Source organism: Pseudoalteromonas tetraodonis (genome assembly GCF_002310835.1).
In the GTDB taxonomy this organism is placed as follows: Bacteria; Pseudomonadota; Gammaproteobacteria; order Enterobacterales; family Alteromonadaceae; genus Pseudoalteromonas; species Pseudoalteromonas tetraodonis.
Map to the genome: position 1 here is coordinate 589994 of NZ_CP011042.1, position 20184 is coordinate 610177.

Annotated in this window: 22 protein-coding genes; 17 read left to right on the forward strand and 5 right to left on the reverse strand. The window is 39.1% G+C overall.

Going from position 1 to position 20184, the window contains the following annotated elements; all coding sequences use genetic code 11:
• Positions 1–1083 carry an efflux RND transporter periplasmic adaptor subunit gene (locus PTET_RS18350; RefSeq protein WP_013463246.1) on the reverse strand — a complete coding sequence of 361 codons (1083 nt, stop codon included), beginning with the start codon at positions 1081–1083 and terminating at the stop codon, positions 1–3.
• A 122-nt stretch (positions 1084–1205) separates the two neighbouring features.
• Between PTET_RS18350 and PTET_RS18355 the strand changes: the two genes are divergently transcribed.
• Together PTET_RS18355 and PTET_RS18360 are read left to right on the forward strand one after the other, a co-directional pair.
• Positions 1206–2108 (forward strand): LysR family transcriptional regulator, encoded by a 903-nt coding sequence (locus PTET_RS18355; protein WP_013463247.1) that lies wholly within the window; start codon positions 1206–1208, stop codon positions 2106–2108.
• Entirely contained in the window at positions 2098–2403 is a 306-nt protein-coding gene (locus PTET_RS18360; RefSeq protein ID WP_013463248.1) for an MGMT family protein, read from the forward strand. The genes PTET_RS18355 and PTET_RS18360 overlap by 11 nt, the downstream gene beginning before the upstream one ends.
• Position 2404: 1 nt before the next feature.
• Here PTET_RS18360 and PTET_RS18365 read toward each other — a convergent pair whose 3' ends face one another.
• Complete coding sequence (locus PTET_RS18365; protein WP_244186390.1) at positions 2405–5434, reverse strand: bifunctional diguanylate cyclase/phosphodiesterase; 3030 nt, start codon at positions 5432–5434, stop codon at positions 2405–2407.
• A 203-nt stretch (positions 5435–5637) separates the two neighbouring features.
• A complete protein-coding gene (gene trhA / locus PTET_RS18370; protein ID WP_013463250.1) occupies positions 5638–6267 on the reverse strand; it encodes a PAQR family membrane homeostasis protein TrhA in 630 nt (209 codons plus the stop codon).
• A gap of 297 nt (positions 6268–6564) precedes the next feature.
• Here trhA and PTET_RS18375 point away from each other — a divergent pair, with 297 nt between their 5' ends.
• The 15 genes from PTET_RS18375 (at position 6565) to PTET_RS18445 (ending at position 17820) form a co-directional block, all read left to right on the forward strand.
• Positions 6565–6843, forward strand: a complete 279-nt coding sequence (locus PTET_RS18375) for a hypothetical protein (RefSeq protein ID WP_013463251.1) — start codon at positions 6565–6567, stop codon at positions 6841–6843.
• Positions 6844–7071: 228 nt separating this feature from the next.
• On the forward strand, positions 7072–7650 hold the full coding sequence (locus tag PTET_RS18380) for an LON peptidase substrate-binding domain-containing protein (RefSeq protein WP_036950068.1): 579 nt from the start codon (positions 7072–7074) through the stop codon (positions 7648–7650).
• A 70-nt stretch (positions 7651–7720) separates the two neighbouring features.
• Positions 7721–8344, forward strand: a complete 624-nt coding sequence (locus PTET_RS18385; RefSeq protein ID WP_013463253.1) for a sigma-70 family RNA polymerase sigma factor — start codon at positions 7721–7723, stop codon at positions 8342–8344.
• On the forward strand, positions 8337–9002 hold the full coding sequence (locus tag PTET_RS18390) for a ChrR family anti-sigma-E factor (RefSeq protein WP_013463254.1): 666 nt from the start codon (positions 8337–8339) through the stop codon (positions 9000–9002). Before PTET_RS18385 ends, PTET_RS18390 begins: the two co-directional genes overlap by 8 nt.
• An 8-nt stretch (positions 9003–9010) precedes the next feature.
• Positions 9011–9964, forward strand: a complete 954-nt coding sequence (locus PTET_RS18395) for a YbgA family protein (protein WP_096039085.1) — start codon at positions 9011–9013, stop codon at positions 9962–9964.
• Positions 9964–11358, forward strand: coding sequence for a deoxyribodipyrimidine photo-lyase (gene phrB, locus PTET_RS18400; RefSeq protein ID WP_013463256.1), 1395 nt, complete (start codon positions 9964–9966; stop codon positions 11356–11358). Before PTET_RS18395 ends, phrB begins: the two co-directional genes overlap by 1 nt.
• A gap of 1 nt (position 11359) precedes the next feature.
• The gene (locus PTET_RS18405; protein WP_013463257.1) at positions 11360–11788 is read left to right on the forward strand and encodes a nuclear transport factor 2 family protein; all 429 of its coding nucleotides are present in this window, start codon (positions 11360–11362) and stop codon (positions 11786–11788) included.
• Positions 11789–11790: 2 nt separating this feature from the next.
• Positions 11791–12501, forward strand: coding sequence for an SDR family NAD(P)-dependent oxidoreductase (locus PTET_RS18410; protein WP_013463258.1), 711 nt, complete (start codon positions 11791–11793; stop codon positions 12499–12501).
• The gene (locus PTET_RS18415; protein ID WP_096039086.1) at positions 12498–13751 is read left to right on the forward strand and encodes an NAD(P)/FAD-dependent oxidoreductase; all 1254 of its coding nucleotides are present in this window, start codon (positions 12498–12500) and stop codon (positions 13749–13751) included. Before PTET_RS18410 ends, PTET_RS18415 begins: the two co-directional genes overlap by 4 nt.
• Positions 13744–14481 (forward strand): DUF1365 domain-containing protein, encoded by a 738-nt coding sequence (locus tag PTET_RS18420; protein WP_013463260.1) that lies wholly within the window; start codon positions 13744–13746, stop codon positions 14479–14481. Before PTET_RS18415 ends, PTET_RS18420 begins: the two co-directional genes overlap by 8 nt.
• 54 nt (positions 14482–14535) lie before the next feature.
• Entirely contained in the window at positions 14536–15798 is a 1263-nt protein-coding gene (locus PTET_RS18425) for an SAM-dependent methyltransferase (RefSeq protein WP_096039087.1), read from the forward strand.
• On the forward strand, positions 15776–16276 hold the full coding sequence (locus PTET_RS18430; RefSeq protein ID WP_013463262.1) for a DUF2878 domain-containing protein: 501 nt from the start codon (positions 15776–15778) through the stop codon (positions 16274–16276). Before PTET_RS18425 ends, PTET_RS18430 begins: the two co-directional genes overlap by 23 nt.
• Before the next feature lie 30 nt (positions 16277–16306).
• Positions 16307–16795: a chalcone isomerase family protein gene (locus PTET_RS18435; protein WP_013463263.1), complete on the forward strand. Its 489-nt coding sequence runs from the start codon at positions 16307–16309 to the stop codon at positions 16793–16795.
• Between the two features lies 1 nt (position 16796).
• A complete protein-coding gene (locus tag PTET_RS18440; protein WP_013463264.1) occupies positions 16797–17336 on the forward strand; it encodes a DUF3833 domain-containing protein in 540 nt (179 codons plus the stop codon).
• Between the two features lie 208 nt (positions 17337–17544).
• Positions 17545–17820: an HU family DNA-binding protein gene (locus PTET_RS18445; RefSeq protein WP_008112559.1), complete on the forward strand. Its 276-nt coding sequence runs from the start codon at positions 17545–17547 to the stop codon at positions 17818–17820.
• A gap of 65 nt (positions 17821–17885) precedes the next feature.
• On the opposite strand, the gene ilvN is transcribed toward PTET_RS18445, so the two are convergent.
• Positions 17886–18386 carry an acetolactate synthase small subunit gene (gene ilvN, locus PTET_RS18450; protein ID WP_013463265.1) on the reverse strand — a complete coding sequence of 167 codons (501 nt, stop codon included), beginning with the start codon at positions 18384–18386 and terminating at the stop codon, positions 17886–17888.
• Positions 18386–20110 (reverse strand): acetolactate synthase 3 large subunit, encoded by a 1725-nt coding sequence (locus PTET_RS18455; RefSeq protein ID WP_013463266.1) that lies wholly within the window; start codon positions 20108–20110, stop codon positions 18386–18388. The genes ilvN and PTET_RS18455 overlap by 1 nt, the downstream gene beginning before the upstream one ends.
• Positions 20111–20184 lie beyond the last annotated feature (74 nt).

The following is a 20184-nucleotide window of genomic DNA, read 5'->3' on the forward strand; positions in this document are numbered from 1 at the left end:
TTATAAGCCTCGCTCTTTATTCCAAGGACGAACAGACATGCCCTCTTGTAAAGAGTGAACACCAGCAGAGACAATTTGTTGGCCTTCTTTTACGCCGCTAAGAACTTCAATAGTGTCGTGATGCAATTGACCCACTTGTACTGCTTGTTTATGCACAGTGCCAGTTTGCTGATTAAAAACCCACACATAGGCATTATCGCTTAGGCTTTTATTAGGATCTGAAAATACCGACTCAATAGGTAAAATAGTGTAGGGGGTTTGTGAGCGTGTAACTTTGCTCAAATCTATCATCACTTGTCCCGACATACCCGCAAGTAAGTTAAAATCTTCTGGCACCGGTAATGAAAACACCACTTTATAGGTGAGTGTTGCAGGATCGGCTTGGGTATCCCATTCTTTAAGCGTGAGTTTGTATTGCTTGTCGTGATAGCCATCAAATTCAACCATAGGTTGATATTGGGTATCTTTTTGAATACGTGCCACGATTTTTTCAGGAACCTGTATTGCTACATCCATAAAATCGCGGGTTTCTAAGCGCAAAACATTTTGTTTTGCTTGAATACTTTCAAAGTTTTTTACAAATACTTTGGCTACTATGCCAGCAAAAGGAGCGCGAAGTTCGCTGTACTCTAAATTCGTTTCTGCAATTTTAAACGCTGACTCAGCGACTTGTTCATTGGCAACCGCTTGATCAAGCTCGGATTGACTGGTGATATTTTTATCAAATAGTTGTTTAATACGTTTTAGCTGCGACTTAGCCAGTTCATAGCGCGCTTTGCGCTCATTATATTGTAATTGAAAATCTTCAGGGTCTAATTTCGCCAATAGTTGCCCTTTTTTTACCTGCTCACCGGCTAATACAGGAAATTCAACCAACTCACCATTGACCCTAAAAGCCAGGTACGAGCCCTGGTTTGCAACGACTTCCGCAGGAAAACTGCGTATGTTTGTTTGCGAATCATGACCAATACTAAATAATTTAACAGGGCGAATCGGCTCTTCTTTAACTATTTTCTCGGGCTCCGAGCAGCCTATTAAACTTAGTAATGTCGCAGATAGTAAACATAAGCGAAACAGTGGCATGATATCTCCATGATAAAAAAAGGCTAAATAAGTCAGTGCAGCATACGCTGCAAACATATAAAATAAAATTCATTAAATTTTAGAAACTCAATAAGTTTTACTTATAATGTGCTGGGCTGACTATGAAACTTAATCAATTACAAATTTTAGATGCTATTGTGCAAAGTGCGAGCTTAAGTGGCGCTGCATTAAAGTTACATAAAACTCAGCCTGCATTGACACTGGCGATTAAAAACTTAGAGGCGAAATTAGGTTTTGATCTACTCGACCGTTCTAAATACCGATTACAACTTACCGAAAAAGGACGTATTTTTCATCGTGAAGCTAAACAGCTTTTAAACGCGAATGAGCAGCTTACACAGCTTGCAACCGAGCTGGCGCTGGGGAATGAAGCGCAATATAGAGTTTGCTATGAGCAAATTTGTCATGTGCAAAGTTATAACGAGATCATAAGTAATACTTTTAAGCATTTTTCTAGTACAGAATTTCGTTTAACCAGTGGTAAACGGTTTGTATCTTTAGAGCAAGTGAATACCGGCCAAGCCGAGCTTGGGATTGGCCCATGGTTTGATTTATTTCATGCCACAGGCGATTTAGAAAGCTTACCGATAGGCAAGCTCGATATAGGTATTGTTGGCGCAAAAGGGATTTTACCTAAGCAGCTTACCTACGATGAGTTACAACTTTACCCGTGTTTAGCGATGTTTGAAAGTGGCTTGAGCATAGACAGCGACAGGCTGTCTTATTCTAAAGGGGCTGCGGTGATGAAAATAGATGACATATCTACCCTAAAGTCGTTTTTATTGTCAGGTGCAGGATGGGCAATGATGAGCTTAGGCCACTGTAAAAAAGAAATTACCGCGGGCTCATTACAGCAAATAATAGTAACAGACAGAGAGCACCAGTTTAGCGCGCAAATTCGTGCTTTTCGTCAACATGCTATGCACCATGGTCCTGTTGCCCGTAAAATTTGGCAGCAATTTGAATTACTCAGTCAGGAGTACTTAAACAATAATGGACGTTAATAAAGAAACGGTTATTTATACTATTATTGCGAGTATACCCTCAGGGTGTGTTGCCAGTTATGGCCAAGTAGCGGCGCTTGCAGGGTATCCTAATAATGCAAGGCTAGTTGGCCGATTATTAAAAGAGATGCCTAAAGATTCTACTATCCCATGGCATAGAGTGGTTAACAGCCAAGGTAAAATAGCGTTTGCACAGGGGAGTGCGCTGTATCAAACGCAACGAGAAAAGCTACTTTCTGAGGGTGTTACTTTTAACAATCAACGAATCAATATGGCAAAACACCGCTGGCAATAAACTAATTATCCATTTTTTGTAAGTCAGTTAAAGCCCAAATTTCATCTGCGGTCCATTCGTCTAGCCAAATAGGAATATCTTCGGCTTTCATTGGCTTAGCAATACCATAGCCTTGTGCTAGATAACAGCCAAGTAGCATTAGTGTTGCTGCATGCTCAGGGGTCTCTACGCCTTCAGCTATAACGCTTCGCTTAAACGAATTAGCCAGTGCAATAACGCCTTTTACAATTGCTAAATCGTTCGAGTCTTCAAGCATATCTCTAACAAAGCTTTGATCTATCTTTATTAAGCTTGCAGGTAAACGCCTTAAGTATGTGAGTGAGGAGTAACCCGTACCAAAGTCATCTAATGAAAACTCAACGCCCAAAGCTTTACAATCTTGCATGGTTTTAGATACGTGGGCTACATCGTTAAGCGCACTGGTTTCCAGTACTTCTAGCTCTAGGTTTCTAGCATCGACCTGTGGATGTGCCAATAGTAATTCAGTTAGCCGCGCTGTAAATTCAGGCTGCTGTAATTGAACTGCGGCAACATTAACGCTCACTTTTATGTTTAAACTAGGTGTTAAAATTTGCCAGTGGTTAATTTGAGATAATGCAGCGTTAATAACCCATTCGCCAACGTCTATCATTAGCGCATTGTTTTCAATTACAGGTAAAAATTCAATAGGGCTAAGCAACCCGCGCTCTGGGTGTTGCACGCGTATTAATGCCTCAACACCAATCATACTGCCCGTTCGCATATCTACTTTTGGTTGATAATAAAGTACAAACCAATTATTGGCTAAGGCTTCACGGATAAGTGAAATACCGGTTTGCTGTAATTTAACTGTATCTCCTTGACTCGTATCAAATAAATGATAACGATTTTTGCCCATTTGTTTGGCAATATACATGGCTTGATCGGCATGGCGCATCAGTTGTTCAGCATCTAAATTATCTTCTGGATATATTGTTACGCCAATACTGGCAGAGACATTCAAAACAATATCGTTAACAGTGACAGGTTTAGCTGCTGCGGCCAGAAGCCTCTCAAGTACGGGCACGCAATCGGCAACTGATCCTAAATTAGTTAATACAGCAACGAATTCATCGCCACCAATACGGGCCAAGCTATCACCTTCACGAAGTGCATCTTTTAAACGGATTGAAAGTGCAATTAATAACTTATCGCCAATATCATGGCCATGAGAATCATTAACATGCTTAAATCCATCTAAATCAAGAAACACCACCGCCAGAGAATTGTTATGGCGACGGCATTGCAACATGGTTTGGCTGAGCCTATCGGCAAGCAATACGCGGTTTGGCAAGTTAGTTAATAAATCATAATGTGCAATACGGCTAAGTTGCTCTTGTTGGCGTTTAGCTTGGGTGATATCGGTAAAAATTCCTAAGTAAAAAGTAACGTTGTTGTCGTCTTTTAAAACTGAAATATTGAGTAGTTCAGCATACAGTTCACCGTCTTTTTTGCAGTTCCATACTTCACCTTGCCAATGACCATATAGGCTGAGCTGTTTCCATATGTTTTTGTAAAATGACTCAGTTTGTTTGCCCGAATTTAAAAATGATGGATTGCGACCTATAACTTCATCATGGCTATAACCGGTTATATGACAAAAGGCAGGATTGACATCAACAATAACTTTATCCGCATTTGTAATAATTATCCCTTCGTGGGTATCTCTAAAAACCCGAGAGGATAAATGCAGTTTTTCTTCAAATAATTTACGTTCAGTAATATCAACCGAGACACCCAGCATGGTAATTGCGCTACCAGAGTTGTCTCTAACAAGAGTCCCTTTAGTATTAAACCAACGAACGTTACCCCGTTTAGTAATAATACGATGATCAACGTTATATTCTTTCGCAGCGTCAATACATTGATTTATATCGCTTACTATATTGGCGCGATCATTTGGGTGAATACTGGCTAGGTATTCATTTTTAGTCATTTCTAATTGTTTAACATTGCCGGTAATTAGTCTTATACCATGTTCAGAAAAGCGGATTATATTGGTTTTTATGTCCCATTCCCAAGTCGCAATTCCTCCCACTTTTTGGCTTAAAAGAAGTCGTCTTTCGGTATCAGTTAGTGCTTTAATGTTATTTTGTAATGCATGAGTACGTTGCTCTACTTTTTTTTCTAATTTTAGGTGGCTCGCTCTTAATCGGGTTATCAGATAAGATGAAAGTGTAGTTAAAAAAGTAAACGCAACCGCAATAGCAATACCAAGTAACAGCATACTATTGTCTTGCCAGCCCATGATAGGGTAGGCTTTAAATACCCAAACGCCGTTTGGCACTTGTATGTTAAAGTCGACCGTATTTTTTGTTATTTGGTTGTCTGAGGTAGCAATGATTTGCACATCATTTGTATCGGGCATGACTTTTGAAAGCTCATAACCAATGCCTGCCTGTGGCAGTTGAGCTAAATTAACGCCTTGAAGAATATCAGGAAAACGAATAAGCGCAGTGGCAAATCCCCAAAACTGGTTTCCTTGTGAGGTATCTAGATACACAGGCAGCCTAGCCGCTGCACCCATACCACCTTGAAATAATTCAAAAGGGCCAGCAAGGGTTAATTTACCTGTTTTTTTGGCTAAAAATGCCTCTTGCGTTCGCAGTGGGTTCTCTAAAACATTATTACCGATAGCACTTTCATTGCCTTTAAGTGGAACAACGTGTGTAAGAATACCGTTTTTATGAAGTTGTAAGGCGTCAAGACCTGGATAAAGACTTAACATTTCAGAAGCGAGTTCTTCAAAGCCTTTAGTCTCGCCATTTTGGGTACGAATTAATGCCGCAATTGGGTAGGCTGCAGAAAGTGCTTGGTTAAGGTTATTTCTAATATGGTTAACGTAGCTACCCGCCACCTTTCTAATAGAGTTTTGCTTTTGCTGATAAATGTATTGATCAAGTAAGGAGATTGAATACACAGATGCAAGCGTTGAGATTAACAATGTGATCAACACCAGTCTTGCTTTTATAAACAAGCTCAGTATCTGTGGTCGAGTATTAGATGGTGACAATGTAAATAACACCTAGCGTTGTTTAAGCCGCGTCCATTTAGAACAATGGCGTTTTAAGTTCCTGAAACAGTATAGCAAACAGTCATCTAAAGCATTAGGGAGATTTAATTATACTTTAAAATAACCACCGTGATTTACTAAAGCTTGAGTAAAATAATAGGCTACATTGTGAGATTAGCTAGGAAGGCACTATGTGTATTTAGTTAATACACATAGTGAGTAATGGCAATATAATGACTTACACAACCGCCAATGACAAAAAGATGCCAAATAGCGTGGCTATATTGAGTGTTTTTAGCGCTGTAAAACAATGTACCCACGCTATAAAATAAACCACCAGTAAGTAGCCAGTATAGTGCGTTGATAGGTAAGTTTGAGTAAAGTGGGTATATAATTGCCAGTGCAAACCAGCCCATTAATAAATAGGTAGCGAGTGACACTTTTTTATTGCCATTTTTAACAAGCAGTTTATAAGCAACACCGGCTAAAGCTACTGTCCAAATAAATACCAAGGTAGCCCAAGACCAAACCCCAGATAAAGAGAGTAATAAAAAAGGGGTATATGTGCCAGCAATAAGCATGTAAATAGCACAGTGGTCACATTTTTTATAAAACGCTCTTAATTTAGGACGAACACTGGCGTGATAAAGTGTAGAGGACAAAAATAAAATAAATAAGCTGCTGCCATAAACGACTGTGCTGGCGTAACCTTTTACAGAGTTAGCTTGTTTAAATAAATCCCAAATTACAAATGCAGCAAATAAAATCCCTAAAGCATGGCTAACAACATTTAATAGCTCTTCTTTTTTAGAATAGGGCGCTTCAACAGACATAACAGATCCTACCACTTACAAATTAACGTTTAGTGTACAAGTGTGCGCTGAAATTATCAATTTAGAATTGATTGACATGGTGCTGCCAGTTTATGGATTAAAGTATGTTAAAAAATACACTATTATTTGGTTATATTTTTTAAATTGTTAGTTAAATTAACTAACCCATATTTTATAAATCTTAACCTTTTTATTTTATATCTTTATAAAACAAAGGTTTATTGATTTTTTTCTTTATGGCACAGCCCTTGATTGTATCTAGGTGTATTAACCAATAAACAAACAAGGAATAACATTATGAAAACTTCAATTAACATGACACTGGCTAGTTTACTTTTATTAGGTTCATCTCAAGTACATGCAACAGAGGTCGATTTAGATATTACAGATATGTTGACTAAAACGGTGACAACTTATGTATCACAAGCAACCCATGAACTTGAACAGTCAGTAAAAGAAGCCGTTTCTTTTGATGCCCAAGCTATTTTAGATGGTTTACTACAAACCAATCCAGTTGTTGATAATAGTGGCATTGATGAAAAGCAACTTGTAGTAAAAACACAACAAAAGCAATAAAAATAGGGAATAAGTGATGAACAGCGAGTTCGAATTGTTAGCCCTGATGTTGGCGCCAGTGGCAAGTGTACTGAGTATATATTACATCGTTTACATGATAAAAAATGTGGGAACGAGGTTTAATTAGCGAATGCACTTACACGGTAAAACAATCGATGTAACTAAAGCTGATCGACTTCAATAGAGCGCACGTAAATAAAGGCAGAGTGTTTGAAAGAAGTAGACTTTATGAAACGTGCGATTTTCCCATTACCGATTTTTATATTACCTGAAGGCTATACGCGATTACGTATATTTGAGCCTCGTTATTTGACGATGGTTAAAAACGCATTAAAAACAAACAGCGGTTTTGTACTTTGCACCTTCGAACACGACACACCATTTAATATAAGCGCCCAAGGGTGTTTAATGGATATTATTGATTTCGACCAAGACGAAAGCGGTATGCTGTTGATTGATGTTTTTGCATCAAAAAGTGTGCAACTAGATAACGTGTACCAAGACGAACAGGAGTTACGCCATGGCGAGGTCTCTGCGTGCAATACACCTTATTGGTACAACAGCAGTAACCATGACATTGGTGAACATCAACTACTTCAAGTGGCACTAGAAGAAGTATTCTCTAATAACCCACAGCTACAGTCTCTTTATAAACATACCCAGTTTAATCAACTTACTTGGGTTGTTGCCAGATGGCTTGAGCTTCTCCCTATTTCTATTGAGAAAAAACAACAACTTGCATTTGAAACTAATTTTGATAACTTGCTGAATTTCCTCCATACTGTGATTAATAACGAATTTGCCTAAAATAATTTTGATCCACTTATAATCTTAGCTCGTAATGCTACTTACAAAAGCTATAACGGGACATTTTACTATGGTAAGTCAACAACAAACATTACGTTGTGAACCTAACACAGGTAAGTATACTGCCATGCCAGAAACGCCAAGTACGGAACTCAGGGAAGCATTAGTTAATGTAGCCCAATCTCGCGATAAAAAATCTTTCGCGTACTTGTTTGAATATTTTGCACCAAAGATCAAACGCTTTGGCATTAAGCAGTTTGGTGTAGAAGCCCAAGCAATGGAGTTGGTGCAAGAAACGCTCACTTCAGTGTGGCGAAAAGCGCATTTGTACAACAGCGACAAAGGCGCAGCCACTACGTGGGTTTATACGGTAATGCGTAATGCGTCCTTTGATATGCTTCGAAAAATGAAAAGTAACAAAGAAGAAAATATCAGCGAAGACATCTGGCCGTTATTGAATGAATCAGAAGATACACATCACGAATACAGTGACCACCTTGAAGATAAACAAATTAAGCGCTACCTAGATAAACTGCCACAAGCACAAAGAGAAGTGGTACGCGGTGTTTACTTTCAAGATATGTCGCAAGAGCAGCTTGCTCAACAATTAAACATTCCAGTAGGCACGGTAAAATCACGATTACGTTTAGCCTTGCAGAAATTACGTAATGAAATGGGAGATCAGCATGATTAAACATCACCCGAGTGAAACACTACTGACACAATACTGTGCAGCAACACTTCCCGCATCACTAAGCTTAGCCGTATCTATTCATGTAGATATGTGCCCAATATGCCAAGCTGAGGTTGAAAAACTCGAGGCAAGTAATGCAAAAGCAGTGTTTAGTGACAACATGAATGTTAATAACGATGAGCAAAGCGACGATATAGCGGACTCAGGGTTGCTTGAATTAATCACGTCAGACGATTCGATTGATGAAGTTTATGCCGTTGAACCTGTCACTATTGAAGTGAATGACTATAATTACAGCTTACCAAGAGCATTAACACGTATTTCTCATAGCAAATTTACACAAGTAGGTAAGCTTGCTCGTTCACGTATAGCGCTTGACGATGGGCATTTGCGCTCGAGTTTATTGCACATAGACGCAGGCGGTGAAATTCCTGAGCATACACATACAGGTTTTGAAGTTACGCTACTTCTTGATGGCGAATTTACAGATGAAGAAGGCAGTTATGTACCAGGTGATTTTATTTGGCAAGATGGCCGTCATCAACATACTCCTTTAACAAAAGAGGGATGTTTGTGCTTTACTGTAGTCAGTAGTGCGCTACATTTCAATAAAGGACTTAGCAAGTTGCTTAATCCAATTGGCAGCTTGATTTATTAAGAGAATCTATGCAAACAGATACAATAAAAATAGGTATTAGCGCCTGCTTAGCAGGCGAAAAGGTAAGATTTGACAGCGGCCACAAAAAATCTAACTTTTGTATGGAAGAGCTGGCAAAACATGTTGAATATAAAATGTATTGTCCTGAGGTTGCGGTTGGCTTACCTATACCGCGCCCGACAATTCGTCAAGTAAGAACTGCTGATACTATTAAAGTGTGTCGTCCAAATGGTACAGGTGATGTTGGCCCTCAGCTAACAGAATACGGCAAAAAAATAGCCACAGAGCAAGCCGGTCATTTAAGTGGGTTTGTTTTTTGTGCTAAAAGCCCGAGTTGCGGCATGGAGCGCGTTAAAATTTACAATGAAGCAGGAACCGGTAACACCTCTGAAGGGATTGGTTTTTTTGCAGAACAAATCATGAAACACAACCCATTACTGCCCTGTGAAGAAAACGGTCGCTTGAACGACGTTCATTTACGCGAAAATTTTGTTATGCGTGTTTATACATTATATAACTGGCAGCAGTTGGTGAAAGAACCTATTACAGTTCATCGGTTAACTCAGTTTCACGCGCAATACAAATACTTGTTGATGGCTCATAACTATCAAGCTTACCGTGACTTAGGCCACTTGCTTGGTACTTATTTAGGTGATGATATAAACGCATTAGCCGATGAGTATATTCTCGGTTTAATGACCGCGTTGAAACGTCCTGCGTCAAGAAAAAACAATTCAAATACTTTAATGCACTTGCAAGGTTACTTCAAAAGAGATTTATCGAAAATCGAAAAAGAAGAAATGCGAGATGCAATAGACGAATATCGCCAAGGGTTGGTACCGCTTTATGTACCACTAACCTTACTTAAGCATCATTTAAAGGTTCATCCTAATGAATATTTAAGCAAGCAAATATACTTTAACCCTTATCCTAATGAATTAAAGTTACGTTACGGTTTGTAATGAATACACTATTTTGGTTTAGGCGTGATTTGCGCCTTTTTTCAAACGAAGCGCTTATTGAAGCGTTAAATAATGGTGCTAAACACACCATTTTTTTTGTGTGCGAAAAACAATGGGCACAGCATAACACTGCCCCAATTCAAATTGATTTACTAAAACGCAGAGTCAGTTACATACGTGAAAAATTAGCTGAGTATGGCATTAATTTACACGTGATAGAGGCTCCTTATTTCACAGACTGCCAAACTAAGCTTCTCGATTTTTGTCAGCAGTATGAGATTAAACACATAATAGCCAATAAAGAATATGAGCTTAATGAGTTTAATAGAGATAAAGCGATTCAAGCGCAATGCGATCAACAGCAAATAACATTTACTTTATACGAAGGTGACATCATTGCACCTGTTGGCAGTGTACGCACTCAAAACAATGAAATGTATAAAGTGTTTACGCCTTTTAAGCGGGCGTGGTTAAAACAGTATCAAGATACTCACTTTAGCTTGGTGTCGTGGCCATTATCTTCAAACCCTATTGATATTGAATCGTGTGAATTACTCAGCAGTGATGACAGTTCAAAGAAATGGCCGGTTGATGACGACACCTTAGCGAGTGTGGTCGATAATTTTATCCATGATAAATTAGCAAGTTATGATGATGTACGCGATATACCTAGTGTAAAAGGAACATCGGGTTTAAGCCCATATTTAGCATTAGGGGTTGTTAGCAGTAAGCAGTTAATGGTCAACATACAACAGCAGTATCCAGATATTTTGACTACCTCAAAAAGTAAAACCTTTACGTGGGTGAACGAGCTGATTTGGCGTGAATTTTATAAACACCTCATTGCCGAATTTCCTAAATTATCGCGCGGTGCTAATTTCAACGAAAAGTACGATAGTGTTGCTTGGCGTGATAATGAGGCTGAGTTTAAGCTTTGGTGTGAAGGCCGCACTGGCTATCCACTTGTTGATGCTGCCATGCAACAGCTATTGCAAACTGGTTGGATGCACAACCGTTTGCGAATGGTAGTGGCAAGTTTCTTAACTAAACATCTTTTAATCGACTGGCGTAAGGGCGAGCAGTTTTTTATGCAGCACCTTATTGATGGTGATTTAGCCTCGAATAATGGCGGCTGGCAATGGGCGGCAAGTACAGGCTGTGATGCACAGCCTTATTTTAGAGTGTTTAACCCTATTACTCAAAGTGAACGCTTTGATCCAAGTGGTCAATTTATTCGTAAATATCTGCCTGAATTAGAAAAAGTCCCAGATAAACACATTCATTTTCCTCATACCTATTTAGCAGCAACGGGGCAAAGTGAACACTGTTACTGGCCGGCAATTGTTGATCATAAAGCAGCACGAGCTAGGGCTTTAGATGCATTTAAGGTGTGATATGGATAACCAATTATCAGTCGATAAATTTGTAGAAATATATCAAAAGCTTGATAAAAATAACCTTGAGTTATTAACCGAAATTTACGCAAAAAATATACAATTTATAGATCCGCTGCACGAAATTAATGGTCTAGAAGATTTAAGGCGTTATTTTTGTGGTTTATACAGTAATGTTAAGGATTGTCGATTTGACATAACCGATTCATTTACCAACGATAATAACGCATTTGTGTATTGGACAATGTATTACTCTCATCCAAAACTGAATGCCGGTAAAACAATCACAGTGCAAGGGCACAGCAAGTTGGTATTTGAAGGCGACAAAATTGTAAAACATCGAGATTACTTTAATGCTGGTGAGCTGTTATACAAGCATATCCCATTACTAGGTAATATCATTAATTTTATTGATAAAAGGGCTGGTTAACTATGATTACCCTTATTACAGGTGCAACGTCGGGTATTGGTGAACAACTTGCTATTAAGTATGCCGAGCAGGGTGATACAGTGATTGCCTGCGGGCGTAATACGCAAAAGCTCGCTGAACTTGCCAAACACAACAACATAGAAACCTGCCAATTTGACGCCACTAATTTACAAGATATAAAAGCGGCAACGTTAGGGTACACTCAATTTGACCGCGTAATTCTTAATGCTGGAAACTGCGAGTATGTTGACGATGCACGTAATTTTGATAGCGCCTTATTTGAGCGCGTTATTAACGTTAACTTGTTATCAATGGGTTACTGCTTAGAGGCGCTTTTACCAAAAATAGTCTCTGGCGGGCAATTAGTAATGGTTAGTTCAAGTGTTACTTATTTACCATTACCACGTTCAGAAGCCTACGGTGCATCAAAGGCAGGCGTTAGTTATTTAGCTAAGAGCCTAGCGGTAGATTTAACCGATGTTGATGTGACATTAGTACACCCTGGTTTTGTAAAAACCCCTTTAACTGATAAAAATGATTTCCCTATGCCGATGGCTGTTACAGCCGAAAAAGCGGCTGACTATATAATAAAAGGCGTCGCTAAACGCCGCAAAGAAGTTCATTTCCCCTATCGTTTTACACTTATACTTAAAGCATTGCGAATATTGCCACTTTCGCTTTGGCTTAAAATTGCAAAAGGATTAACCCGTTGAAAAAAATAGCAATAATTGGGACTGGCGTATCAGGTTTAACCTGCGGGCATTTACTGCACAAGCATTACGATGTCACATTATTTGAAAAAAATGATTATATTGGTGGTCACACAGCAACTGTAGATGTAGAGCACAGCGGTATTAATTACGCGGTAGATACGGGGTTTATTGTATTTAATGATAGAACGTACCCTTATTTTGAAAAGTTGCTTGAACGCATTGGTGTAAAACGTAAACCGACACAAATGAGTTTTAGTGTGCATAACGAAGCAACCGGCTTTGAATACAATGGGCATACATTTAGTAGTTTATTTGCTCAGCGCAGAAATATAGTTAGACCTAAATTTTGGCGTTTATTGTATGACATCGTGCGTTTTAATAAGTTATGTAAGGCTTTGCACGCAAAAGGTCACTACACAGAGCAATCACTAGGTCAATTATTACAACAACATGGTTTTAATGATTTCTTTAAATACCACTACATTTTACCTATGGGTGCTGCCATTTGGTCTACTAGCATTAAAGAAATGGAAAATGTAGGGGTTGAGTTTTTTGTAAAGTTTTTCTTTAACCATGGTTTGCTAGACATTACCAATAGACCTCAATGGTACGTTATTCCCGGTGGCTCGCGAGAATACATTAAGCCTTTAATTGCCGGTTTTGCCGACAACATAAAACTTAACAGTCACATTAAGTCTGTGACTAGAAACGCAGAAGGCGTAACAATTACCTTTGCAGATGATCAGCAAGCACAGTTTGATAAAGTCATTTTTGCCTGTCACTCTGATCAAGCTTTAGCTTTGCTTGGCGATCCTTGTGAGCAAGAAACCACTGTTTTGGGTGCTATCCCGTACACAGAAAATTCAGTAGTACTTCACACTGATGAATCATTATTACCGGATAGAAAAGCCGCATGGGCAAGTTGGAATTATTTGCTCAATAATAATACCGATAAAGCGGCGGTGATTACGTATCAAATGAATATACTGCAAGGGATAGAATCAGATACACAGTTCTGCGTTACCTTGAATCATTTAGAAGGTATTAATCAGAGTAAAATTTTACGTGAATTTACCTATCACCACCCTGTATTTAACCAAGAGTCTATTGCCGCCCAACAGCAAAAACATACCGTTGATGGACAAAATAACACGTACTTTTGCGGAGCGTATTGGTACAACGGTTTTCATGAGGATGGTGTGCGCAGCGCCGTTGATGTGGCCAAGCAACTTGGAGTAGAGTTTGACTAATGCAGTGTATTTAGGCGATGTTAAACATCGCCGTTTTGCTGTTAAACATCATGCGTTTAGTTACCCGCTTTATATGATGTGGGTTGACTTAAATAACATCGAAGCACTTAATGGGGTACATAAACAACTTGGTACCACAGGATTTAAGGCTTTAAAATTTAAACAGTCTGACTATTTGAAAGGATTGGCGAACACTGACAATAAGCCCATTGTAGAGCGTGCTCACGCTCAGTTAGCTGCGCTAGGGGTTACAGAAAAGTTCAGTCATGTTTATATGTTAGGGCAGTTACGTTGCTTGGGTATTTACTTTAGCCCCGTTAATTTTTATTTTTTTGGCCATGACGATAATCAATTTAGCTACATGGTCGCTGAGGTGAGTAATACCCCATGGAATGAACGACATTACTACTTGGTTCCACTACAAAAAAAAGTGAACTTTAAGAAAGTTTTTTCCGTATCACCTTTTATGAACTTAGATATGAACTACCATTGGACTGTTCGACAAAAGCAAGACAATATACTGATACGTATAGAAAATAAGCGTGATGACGAATTACTTTTTGACGCATCGTTAAGGTTACAGCGTCAAACACTCTGCACAGCACAAATGAGTAAATTGCTTAAGCGTTTTCCAGCAATGACATGGTCTATTTTCAAAGGTATTTACTATCAGGCATTTAAACTGTTTGTAAAAAAAGTCCCATTTTTAGGTCATTCAGGTAGATCATAATTTTTTATTAATTTATGTTGTTTAACAAGTAATAACAATAATATAGGTAAGTGTATGGAAAAGGTATCGAGCTTACGCGTTCAAGAACGCACAAGTTGGTTTACTAACTTATACAAGAAGTTAGTATTCAAAGCGTTCTCGTCTATTGAAACAGGCCAAATAGTGCTTGTAGACAATAATCAGCAGTCTGTATTTGGCGATACGTCATCAGAGCTTAAAGTAACGGTAACCGTTAATGATACTGCTATGTATAAAGCATTTGCGCTCTCGGGAAGTATTGGCGCGGGAGAATCTTACATATTAGGGCAGTGGCAGTGTGATAACTTAACTCGGTTGATAGAAATTTTTGCAATTAACCAAGACCAACTAGACGCATTTGAAAAGAAATTCGCTTTTTTTAGTAACATTGCTCATCGTATAAACCACATTAAAAATAAAAACTCTCACTCGGGCTCTAAAAAGAATATTGTTGCACACTACGACTTAGGCAATGACTTATACGAGTCTTTTTTAAGCAAAGAAATGCTTTATTCAAGTGCCGTATACCCAAGTAAAGACGCCACCCTTGAGCAAGCACAGCAATACAAACTACAGCGTATTTGTGAACAAGTCGAGTTACAACAAGGCGACATCGTCATTGAAATTGGTACAGGTTGGGGAGCATTTGCAATTTATGCGGCTACTCACTACGACTGCCATGTAACAACCACTACCATCTCTGATGAACAGCACGATTATGTTGCAAATAAAATTAAAGAGCTTGGGCTTGAAAATAAAATAACTTTACTCAAACAAGATTACCGTTTACTAACCGGTAAATACGATAAGCTAGTATCAATTGAGATGATAGAAGCGGTTGGTCATGAGTACTTGCCTAGTTTTTTCACACAGTGCGGTCAGCTATTAAAAGACGACGGTGCTATGCTTATTCAAGCAATTACAATTAGCGACCAGCGTTACCAGCATTATTTAAAAAATTCTGACTTTATTCAGCAATATATTTTCCCTGGTGGGTGTTTGCCTTCGCTCAACGAAATGAGTGAGCAAATAAAAAATCATACCGATATGAATATCCACTCAGTTAGCGATATTGGTGCTCACTACGCAAGAACCCTTGCTGATTGGCGAGATCGTTTCATTGCAAGTTGGCCAAACCTCGATAGTAATAAATTTGATGAGCGATTTTACCGTCTATGGCTATTTTATTTTGCTTATTGCGAGGGCGCATTTAGAACTCGCGCAACAAGCACCGTGCATTTAATGGCACGCAAACCCCGTTTTACGAGTAGTAATGATGAGATTGCACTCGCTTATTAATTTTGTACTGTTTCAAGTAGTGTGGTTTTTATGCCTACTGCTTGAACAGCATTCAATTGTCTATTCAACAGTAGTCATTGCATTAATGTTTTATTTGTCAGCGCAAAAAAAACAGGATGCTTTTTTGCTTCTAAAGTGCTTACCACTAGCCTTACTAAGTGAGTTTATCGCGGTTAAGTTCGGTCTGATTGAATTTAAAGTAGCGCCATTTCCACTTTGGTTAGTGTTTTTATGGGCTGCTTTATTGCTATGTATTAACACCTCTATGTCGTTTTTAACAACCATTAAACCTTGGCAAGCGTTTATTGTATGCTTAGTGTTTGCACCAGGAAGTTACTGGGCAGGGGCGCGATTCGATGTGTTAGAGCTCGGCTTGCCGTTATGGCAATTTTGGCCTTTATACGGTGCTTTATGGGCTGCAACGTTTAGCGTTATTTTATTTATTAACGGTAAAATTGGCGCGTTTATTAAGCAATAAAACAATTGTATTTACTGCTTGGAGCTGATTATGAAAACGCTTTTAAATTTAGTACTAATTTATGCCCTGTTTAACCATGCTGCTTATGCTGATACCCAGTTTAACAAAGTGGGCGAGGCACGTATGGAATACCTTTTTTGGGATGTTTATGATGCAACGCTTTTTACTCCCTCTGGATCTTATAGTCCCAAGCAAACGCCGGTTAAATTTACTTTAACTTACCTGCGCGACTTTGATGCTAAAGACATTGTAAAAGCCACTAAAGAGCAATGGCAACATTTAGGTAAATCACAATTATCAGCTCGCTATGCAGATAAATTATTAGCCATATGGCCAGACATTAAAAAGGGTGAATCGTTAACCTTACTGACCGATCAGCAAGGACACAGTATTTTCTTTCACAATGACAATGAAATAGGCCGCATAGAAGACACCACTTTTGCAGATGACTTCTTAGCTATTTGGCTAAGTGAGAACACCTCAGAACCATCGATTAGAAATCAACTTTTAGGGATTTAATATGATTAATCTAAAACGTATCAAAGTAACTTTGCTACTGGTAGTAAGCTTCTTTATTGCAAGTTGTTCAGCGCCGAGTGTAGAGCATTACAAAGGCTCAGAACCTAATTTCGATTTTAAGACTTTTTTTAGCGGCGATTTAAAAGCCTACGGTGTTGTACAAGACTTTAAAGGCGAATTAACCCGAAAGCTTGTTGTAGACTTGAGCGCTACGTGGGATGGCAACCAAGGCGTTATTGAGGAAGACTTCGTTTATGATGACGGCGAAACCCAAAAACGTATTTGGAAAATAACCTTAAACGACGACAACACGTTAACCGGTACTGCTTCTGATGTTTTAGGCACGGCCACAGGCAAAAGTGAAGGCAGTGTTTTTCATTGGAACTACAATGTAGAAATTCCTTACGATGGCAGCACTTTTGAAGTTAACTTTGATGATTGGATGTATTTAGTCACCAACACGCGCTTGATAAACCGCACATCTATTGTTAAGTTTGGCGTTGAGGTCGGGGAAGTGACCTTAGTAATAGAAAAAATATAGCGACTCATCACAGTGCATAGCTGCACTATATTTGTGCTTAAATTAAGTTTTTGTTAACCCAACTCGCTGTATTTTACAGTGAATTATTATAATTTTACTAATTTTTTAGTATTTTAGATAAAAAACGTAATTTGCTGTTGCTAACTCTTCGAAAATGCATAAAGATAGGATTTGCGAAGGCAAAATAATAACGAATAGGAATCTAATAATGAACAAAGCTCAACTAGTTGAAAAAATCTCTACTGACGCAGAAATCTCTAAAGCAGCCGCTACACGTGCACTTGATGCATTCACAGGCGCTGTAACTTCTTCACTAAAAGAAGGCAACTCTGTTGCATTAGTTGGTTTTGGTACTTTTTCAGTTAAAGAACGTGCTGCTCGCACAGGTCGTAACCCACAAACAGGTGCAGAAATCCAAATTTCAGCAGCGACTATTCCAAGCTTTAAACCAGGTAAAGGTCTTAAAGACCAAGTAAACCTATAAGGTTTAGGTTTATAAAAATAATAAAAGGGCTATTAAGCCCTTTTTTTTTGCCGTAAATTTAACGCTTATTTAGCTTTAAGCGCCTTATCTCCGCGACCAATGCCGACCGCGCCAGAGCGAACCACTTCTATAATGTCTGTTTCATGACGTAAGGTATCTAAAAACGACTCTATTTTATCGGTGCTGCTTACCAACTGTAGGCTGTAACTTTGACGCCCCATATCTAAAATAGCGCCCTGAAATACATCTACAACCCGCGTTACAGCAGCTCGCGTAGCTTCATCTTGAGCAAATACTTTTACTAGTAACAGTTCGCGCTCTATGTGGCTCATTTCGGTTAAATCAATCACCTTAAGTACATCGACCAGTTTATTTACCTGTTTGGTGATTTGCTCAACAATTCTATCATCGCCTTTAGTGGTGACAGTAATACGCGAGAGTGACTCATCATCAGTGGTTCCAACAGTTAAACTATCAATATTGTAAGCTCGTTGAGAAAAAAGCCCCACTATACGTGATAACGCACCGGGTTCATTTTCTAATAATATAGATAATATACGACGCATTATGCCTTTACTCCTTTTCTTAACCACATCTCATCTATGCCACCGTGCTTAATTTGCATCGGGTAAACATGTTCTTTTTCGTCTACTAAAATATCTAAAAACACTAATCTATCGGTTATCGACATGGCTTTGTCTATTGCCGGCTGTAATTCATCCAGTGTATTGACTCGTATTCCTACATGGCCGTAACTTTCTACAAGTTTTACAAAGTCAGGAAGTGATTCCATATAGGAAGAGGAGTGTCTGCCGCCATAAATCATATCTTGCCATTGTCTAACCATACCTAGTGAACGGTTATTTAACGAGATCACTTTTACCGCTAAGTTGTATTGTAAACAGGTAGAAAGCTCTTGAATGTTCATTTGAATAGAGCCGTCGCCAGTCACACATAAAGACTCTTTATCCGGAAAGGCGAGCTTAACCCCCATAGCTGCTGGTAAGCCAAAGCCCATGGTGCCTAAGCCACCTGAGTTGATCCACTGACGAGGGTGCTTAAATGGATAATACTGCGCTGCAAACATTTGGTGTTGGCCCACATCTGAACTGACATAAGCATCACCATTAGTCGCTTTATAAATAGCCTCTATAACTGCTTGAGGTTTAATTTTATCGCCATCGGTATTGTAGTTTAAGCATTTTTGTTCGCGCCAACTGATCACCTGTCGCCACCAATCTTCTTGTGCACTGCGGTCTATTTTTATTGGGCTTTTATCTATAGCAGTTTGTAACTGTTCAAGTACCGTGGCTAAACAGCCAACAACCGGAATATGTGCTTTTATGGTTTTGGAAATTGAAGTCGGATCGACATCTACATGCACGATAGTGGCATTAGGGCAAAACTTTTGTACGTTATTGGTAACCCGATCATCGAATCGTGCGCCAAGGGCTAAAATAACATCAGCATTGGCCATGGCTTTATTTGCTTCTAATGTACCGTGCATACCCAACATACCAATAAAGTTAGGATGAATGCCTGATATACCACCTAGTCCCATTAGGGTATTGGTAATAGGGGCATTAAGCGATTCGACTAAGTGGGTTAGTTGCTCTGATGTATTTGAAAGCACAATTCCGCCACCAGAATAAATAACCAGCTTTTTCGCTTCTAAAATAGCAGTAACGGCCTTACGAATTTGTTTAGAGTGACCCTTGGTATTAGGGTTGTAGGTTCTGAGTTCTGTTGCCGCTGGAAAGTTGTAAGCAAAAGTTAGCTCAGGGTTAAGCATGTCTTTAGGAAGTTCAACGACAACTGGGCCTGGGCGACCTGAGCTGGCAATATAAAAGGCTTTAGCAAGAATATTGGGGATTTCACTAGCGCTTCTACAATTAAAGCTATGCTTTACAATCGGACGAGAGCAGCCAACAATATCCGTTTCTTGAAACGCGTCATCGCCAATTAAGTTGGTTGGCACTTGACCTGATAACACCACCATCGGAATAGAATCCATATACGCAGTTGCTATGCCTGTTACACAGTTTGTTGCCCCTGGTCCAGAAGTGGCAAGTACAACACCGACTTCACCGGTTGCTCTTGCGTAACCATCGGCCATGTGTGTGGCGGCCTGTTCGTGACGGACTAAAATATGTTCAATATCATCTTGCTGAAATAGCGCATCATATAAGTCTAATACTGAGCCACCGGGGTAACCGAATATATACTTAACGTTTAACTCTTTTAATGACTTAACAACCAATTCAGAGCCATTATATTCTTGTTTACTCATCCTCATTCCTCTGTTGACTGATTTATGCAAAAAAAAACCCCCGCGTAGTGCGAGGGTTTTAAAAAGCATGTTTC

Excerpts from the sequence above, each read along its gene's own strand:
- PTET_RS18375 (WP_013463251.1), top strand. The coding sequence starts at position 6,565 with ATGAAAACTTCAATTAACATGACACTGGCTAGTTTACTTTTATTAGGT.
- PTET_RS18350 (WP_013463246.1), bottom strand. The coding sequence starts at position 1,083 with ATGCCACTGTTTCGCTTATGTTTACTATCTGCGACATTACTAAGTTTA.
- PTET_RS18390 (WP_013463254.1), top strand. The coding sequence starts at position 8,337 with ATGATTAAACATCACCCGAGTGAAACACTACTGACACAATACTGTGCA.
- PTET_RS18440 (WP_013463264.1), top strand. The coding sequence starts at position 16,797 with ATGATTAATCTAAAACGTATCAAAGTAACTTTGCTACTGGTAGTAAGC.
- PTET_RS18430 (WP_013463262.1), top strand. The coding sequence starts at position 15,776 with ATGAGATTGCACTCGCTTATTAATTTTGTACTGTTTCAAGTAGTGTGG.
- PTET_RS18395 (WP_096039085.1), top strand. The coding sequence starts at position 9,011 with ATGCAAACAGATACAATAAAAATAGGTATTAGCGCCTGCTTAGCAGGC.
- PTET_RS18380 (WP_036950068.1), top strand. The coding sequence starts at position 7,072 with ATGAAACGTGCGATTTTCCCATTACCGATTTTTATATTACCTGAAGGC.
- PTET_RS18445 (WP_008112559.1), top strand. The coding sequence starts at position 17,545 with ATGAACAAAGCTCAACTAGTTGAAAAAATCTCTACTGACGCAGAAATC.
- PTET_RS18425 (WP_096039087.1), top strand. The coding sequence starts at position 14,536 with ATGGAAAAGGTATCGAGCTTACGCGTTCAAGAACGCACAAGTTGGTTT.
- PTET_RS18435 (WP_013463263.1), top strand. The coding sequence starts at position 16,307 with ATGAAAACGCTTTTAAATTTAGTACTAATTTATGCCCTGTTTAACCAT.
- PTET_RS18360 (WP_013463248.1), top strand. The coding sequence starts at position 2,098 with ATGGACGTTAATAAAGAAACGGTTATTTATACTATTATTGCGAGTATA.
- phrB (WP_013463256.1), top strand. The coding sequence starts at position 9,964 with ATGAATACACTATTTTGGTTTAGGCGTGATTTGCGCCTTTTTTCAAAC.
- PTET_RS18455 (WP_013463266.1), bottom strand. The coding sequence starts at position 20,110 with ATGAGTAAACAAGAATATAATGGCTCTGAATTGGTTGTTAAGTCATTA.
- PTET_RS18385 (WP_013463253.1), top strand. The coding sequence starts at position 7,721 with ATGGTAAGTCAACAACAAACATTACGTTGTGAACCTAACACAGGTAAG.
- trhA (WP_013463250.1), bottom strand. The coding sequence starts at position 6,267 with ATGTCTGTTGAAGCGCCCTATTCTAAAAAAGAAGAGCTATTAAATGTT.
- PTET_RS18410 (WP_013463258.1), top strand. The coding sequence starts at position 11,791 with ATGATTACCCTTATTACAGGTGCAACGTCGGGTATTGGTGAACAACTT.
- PTET_RS18405 (WP_013463257.1), top strand. The coding sequence starts at position 11,360 with ATGGATAACCAATTATCAGTCGATAAATTTGTAGAAATATATCAAAAG.
- PTET_RS18355 (WP_013463247.1), top strand. The coding sequence starts at position 1,206 with ATGAAACTTAATCAATTACAAATTTTAGATGCTATTGTGCAAAGTGCG.
- ilvN (WP_013463265.1), bottom strand. The coding sequence starts at position 18,386 with ATGCGTCGTATATTATCTATATTATTAGAAAATGAACCCGGTGCGTTA.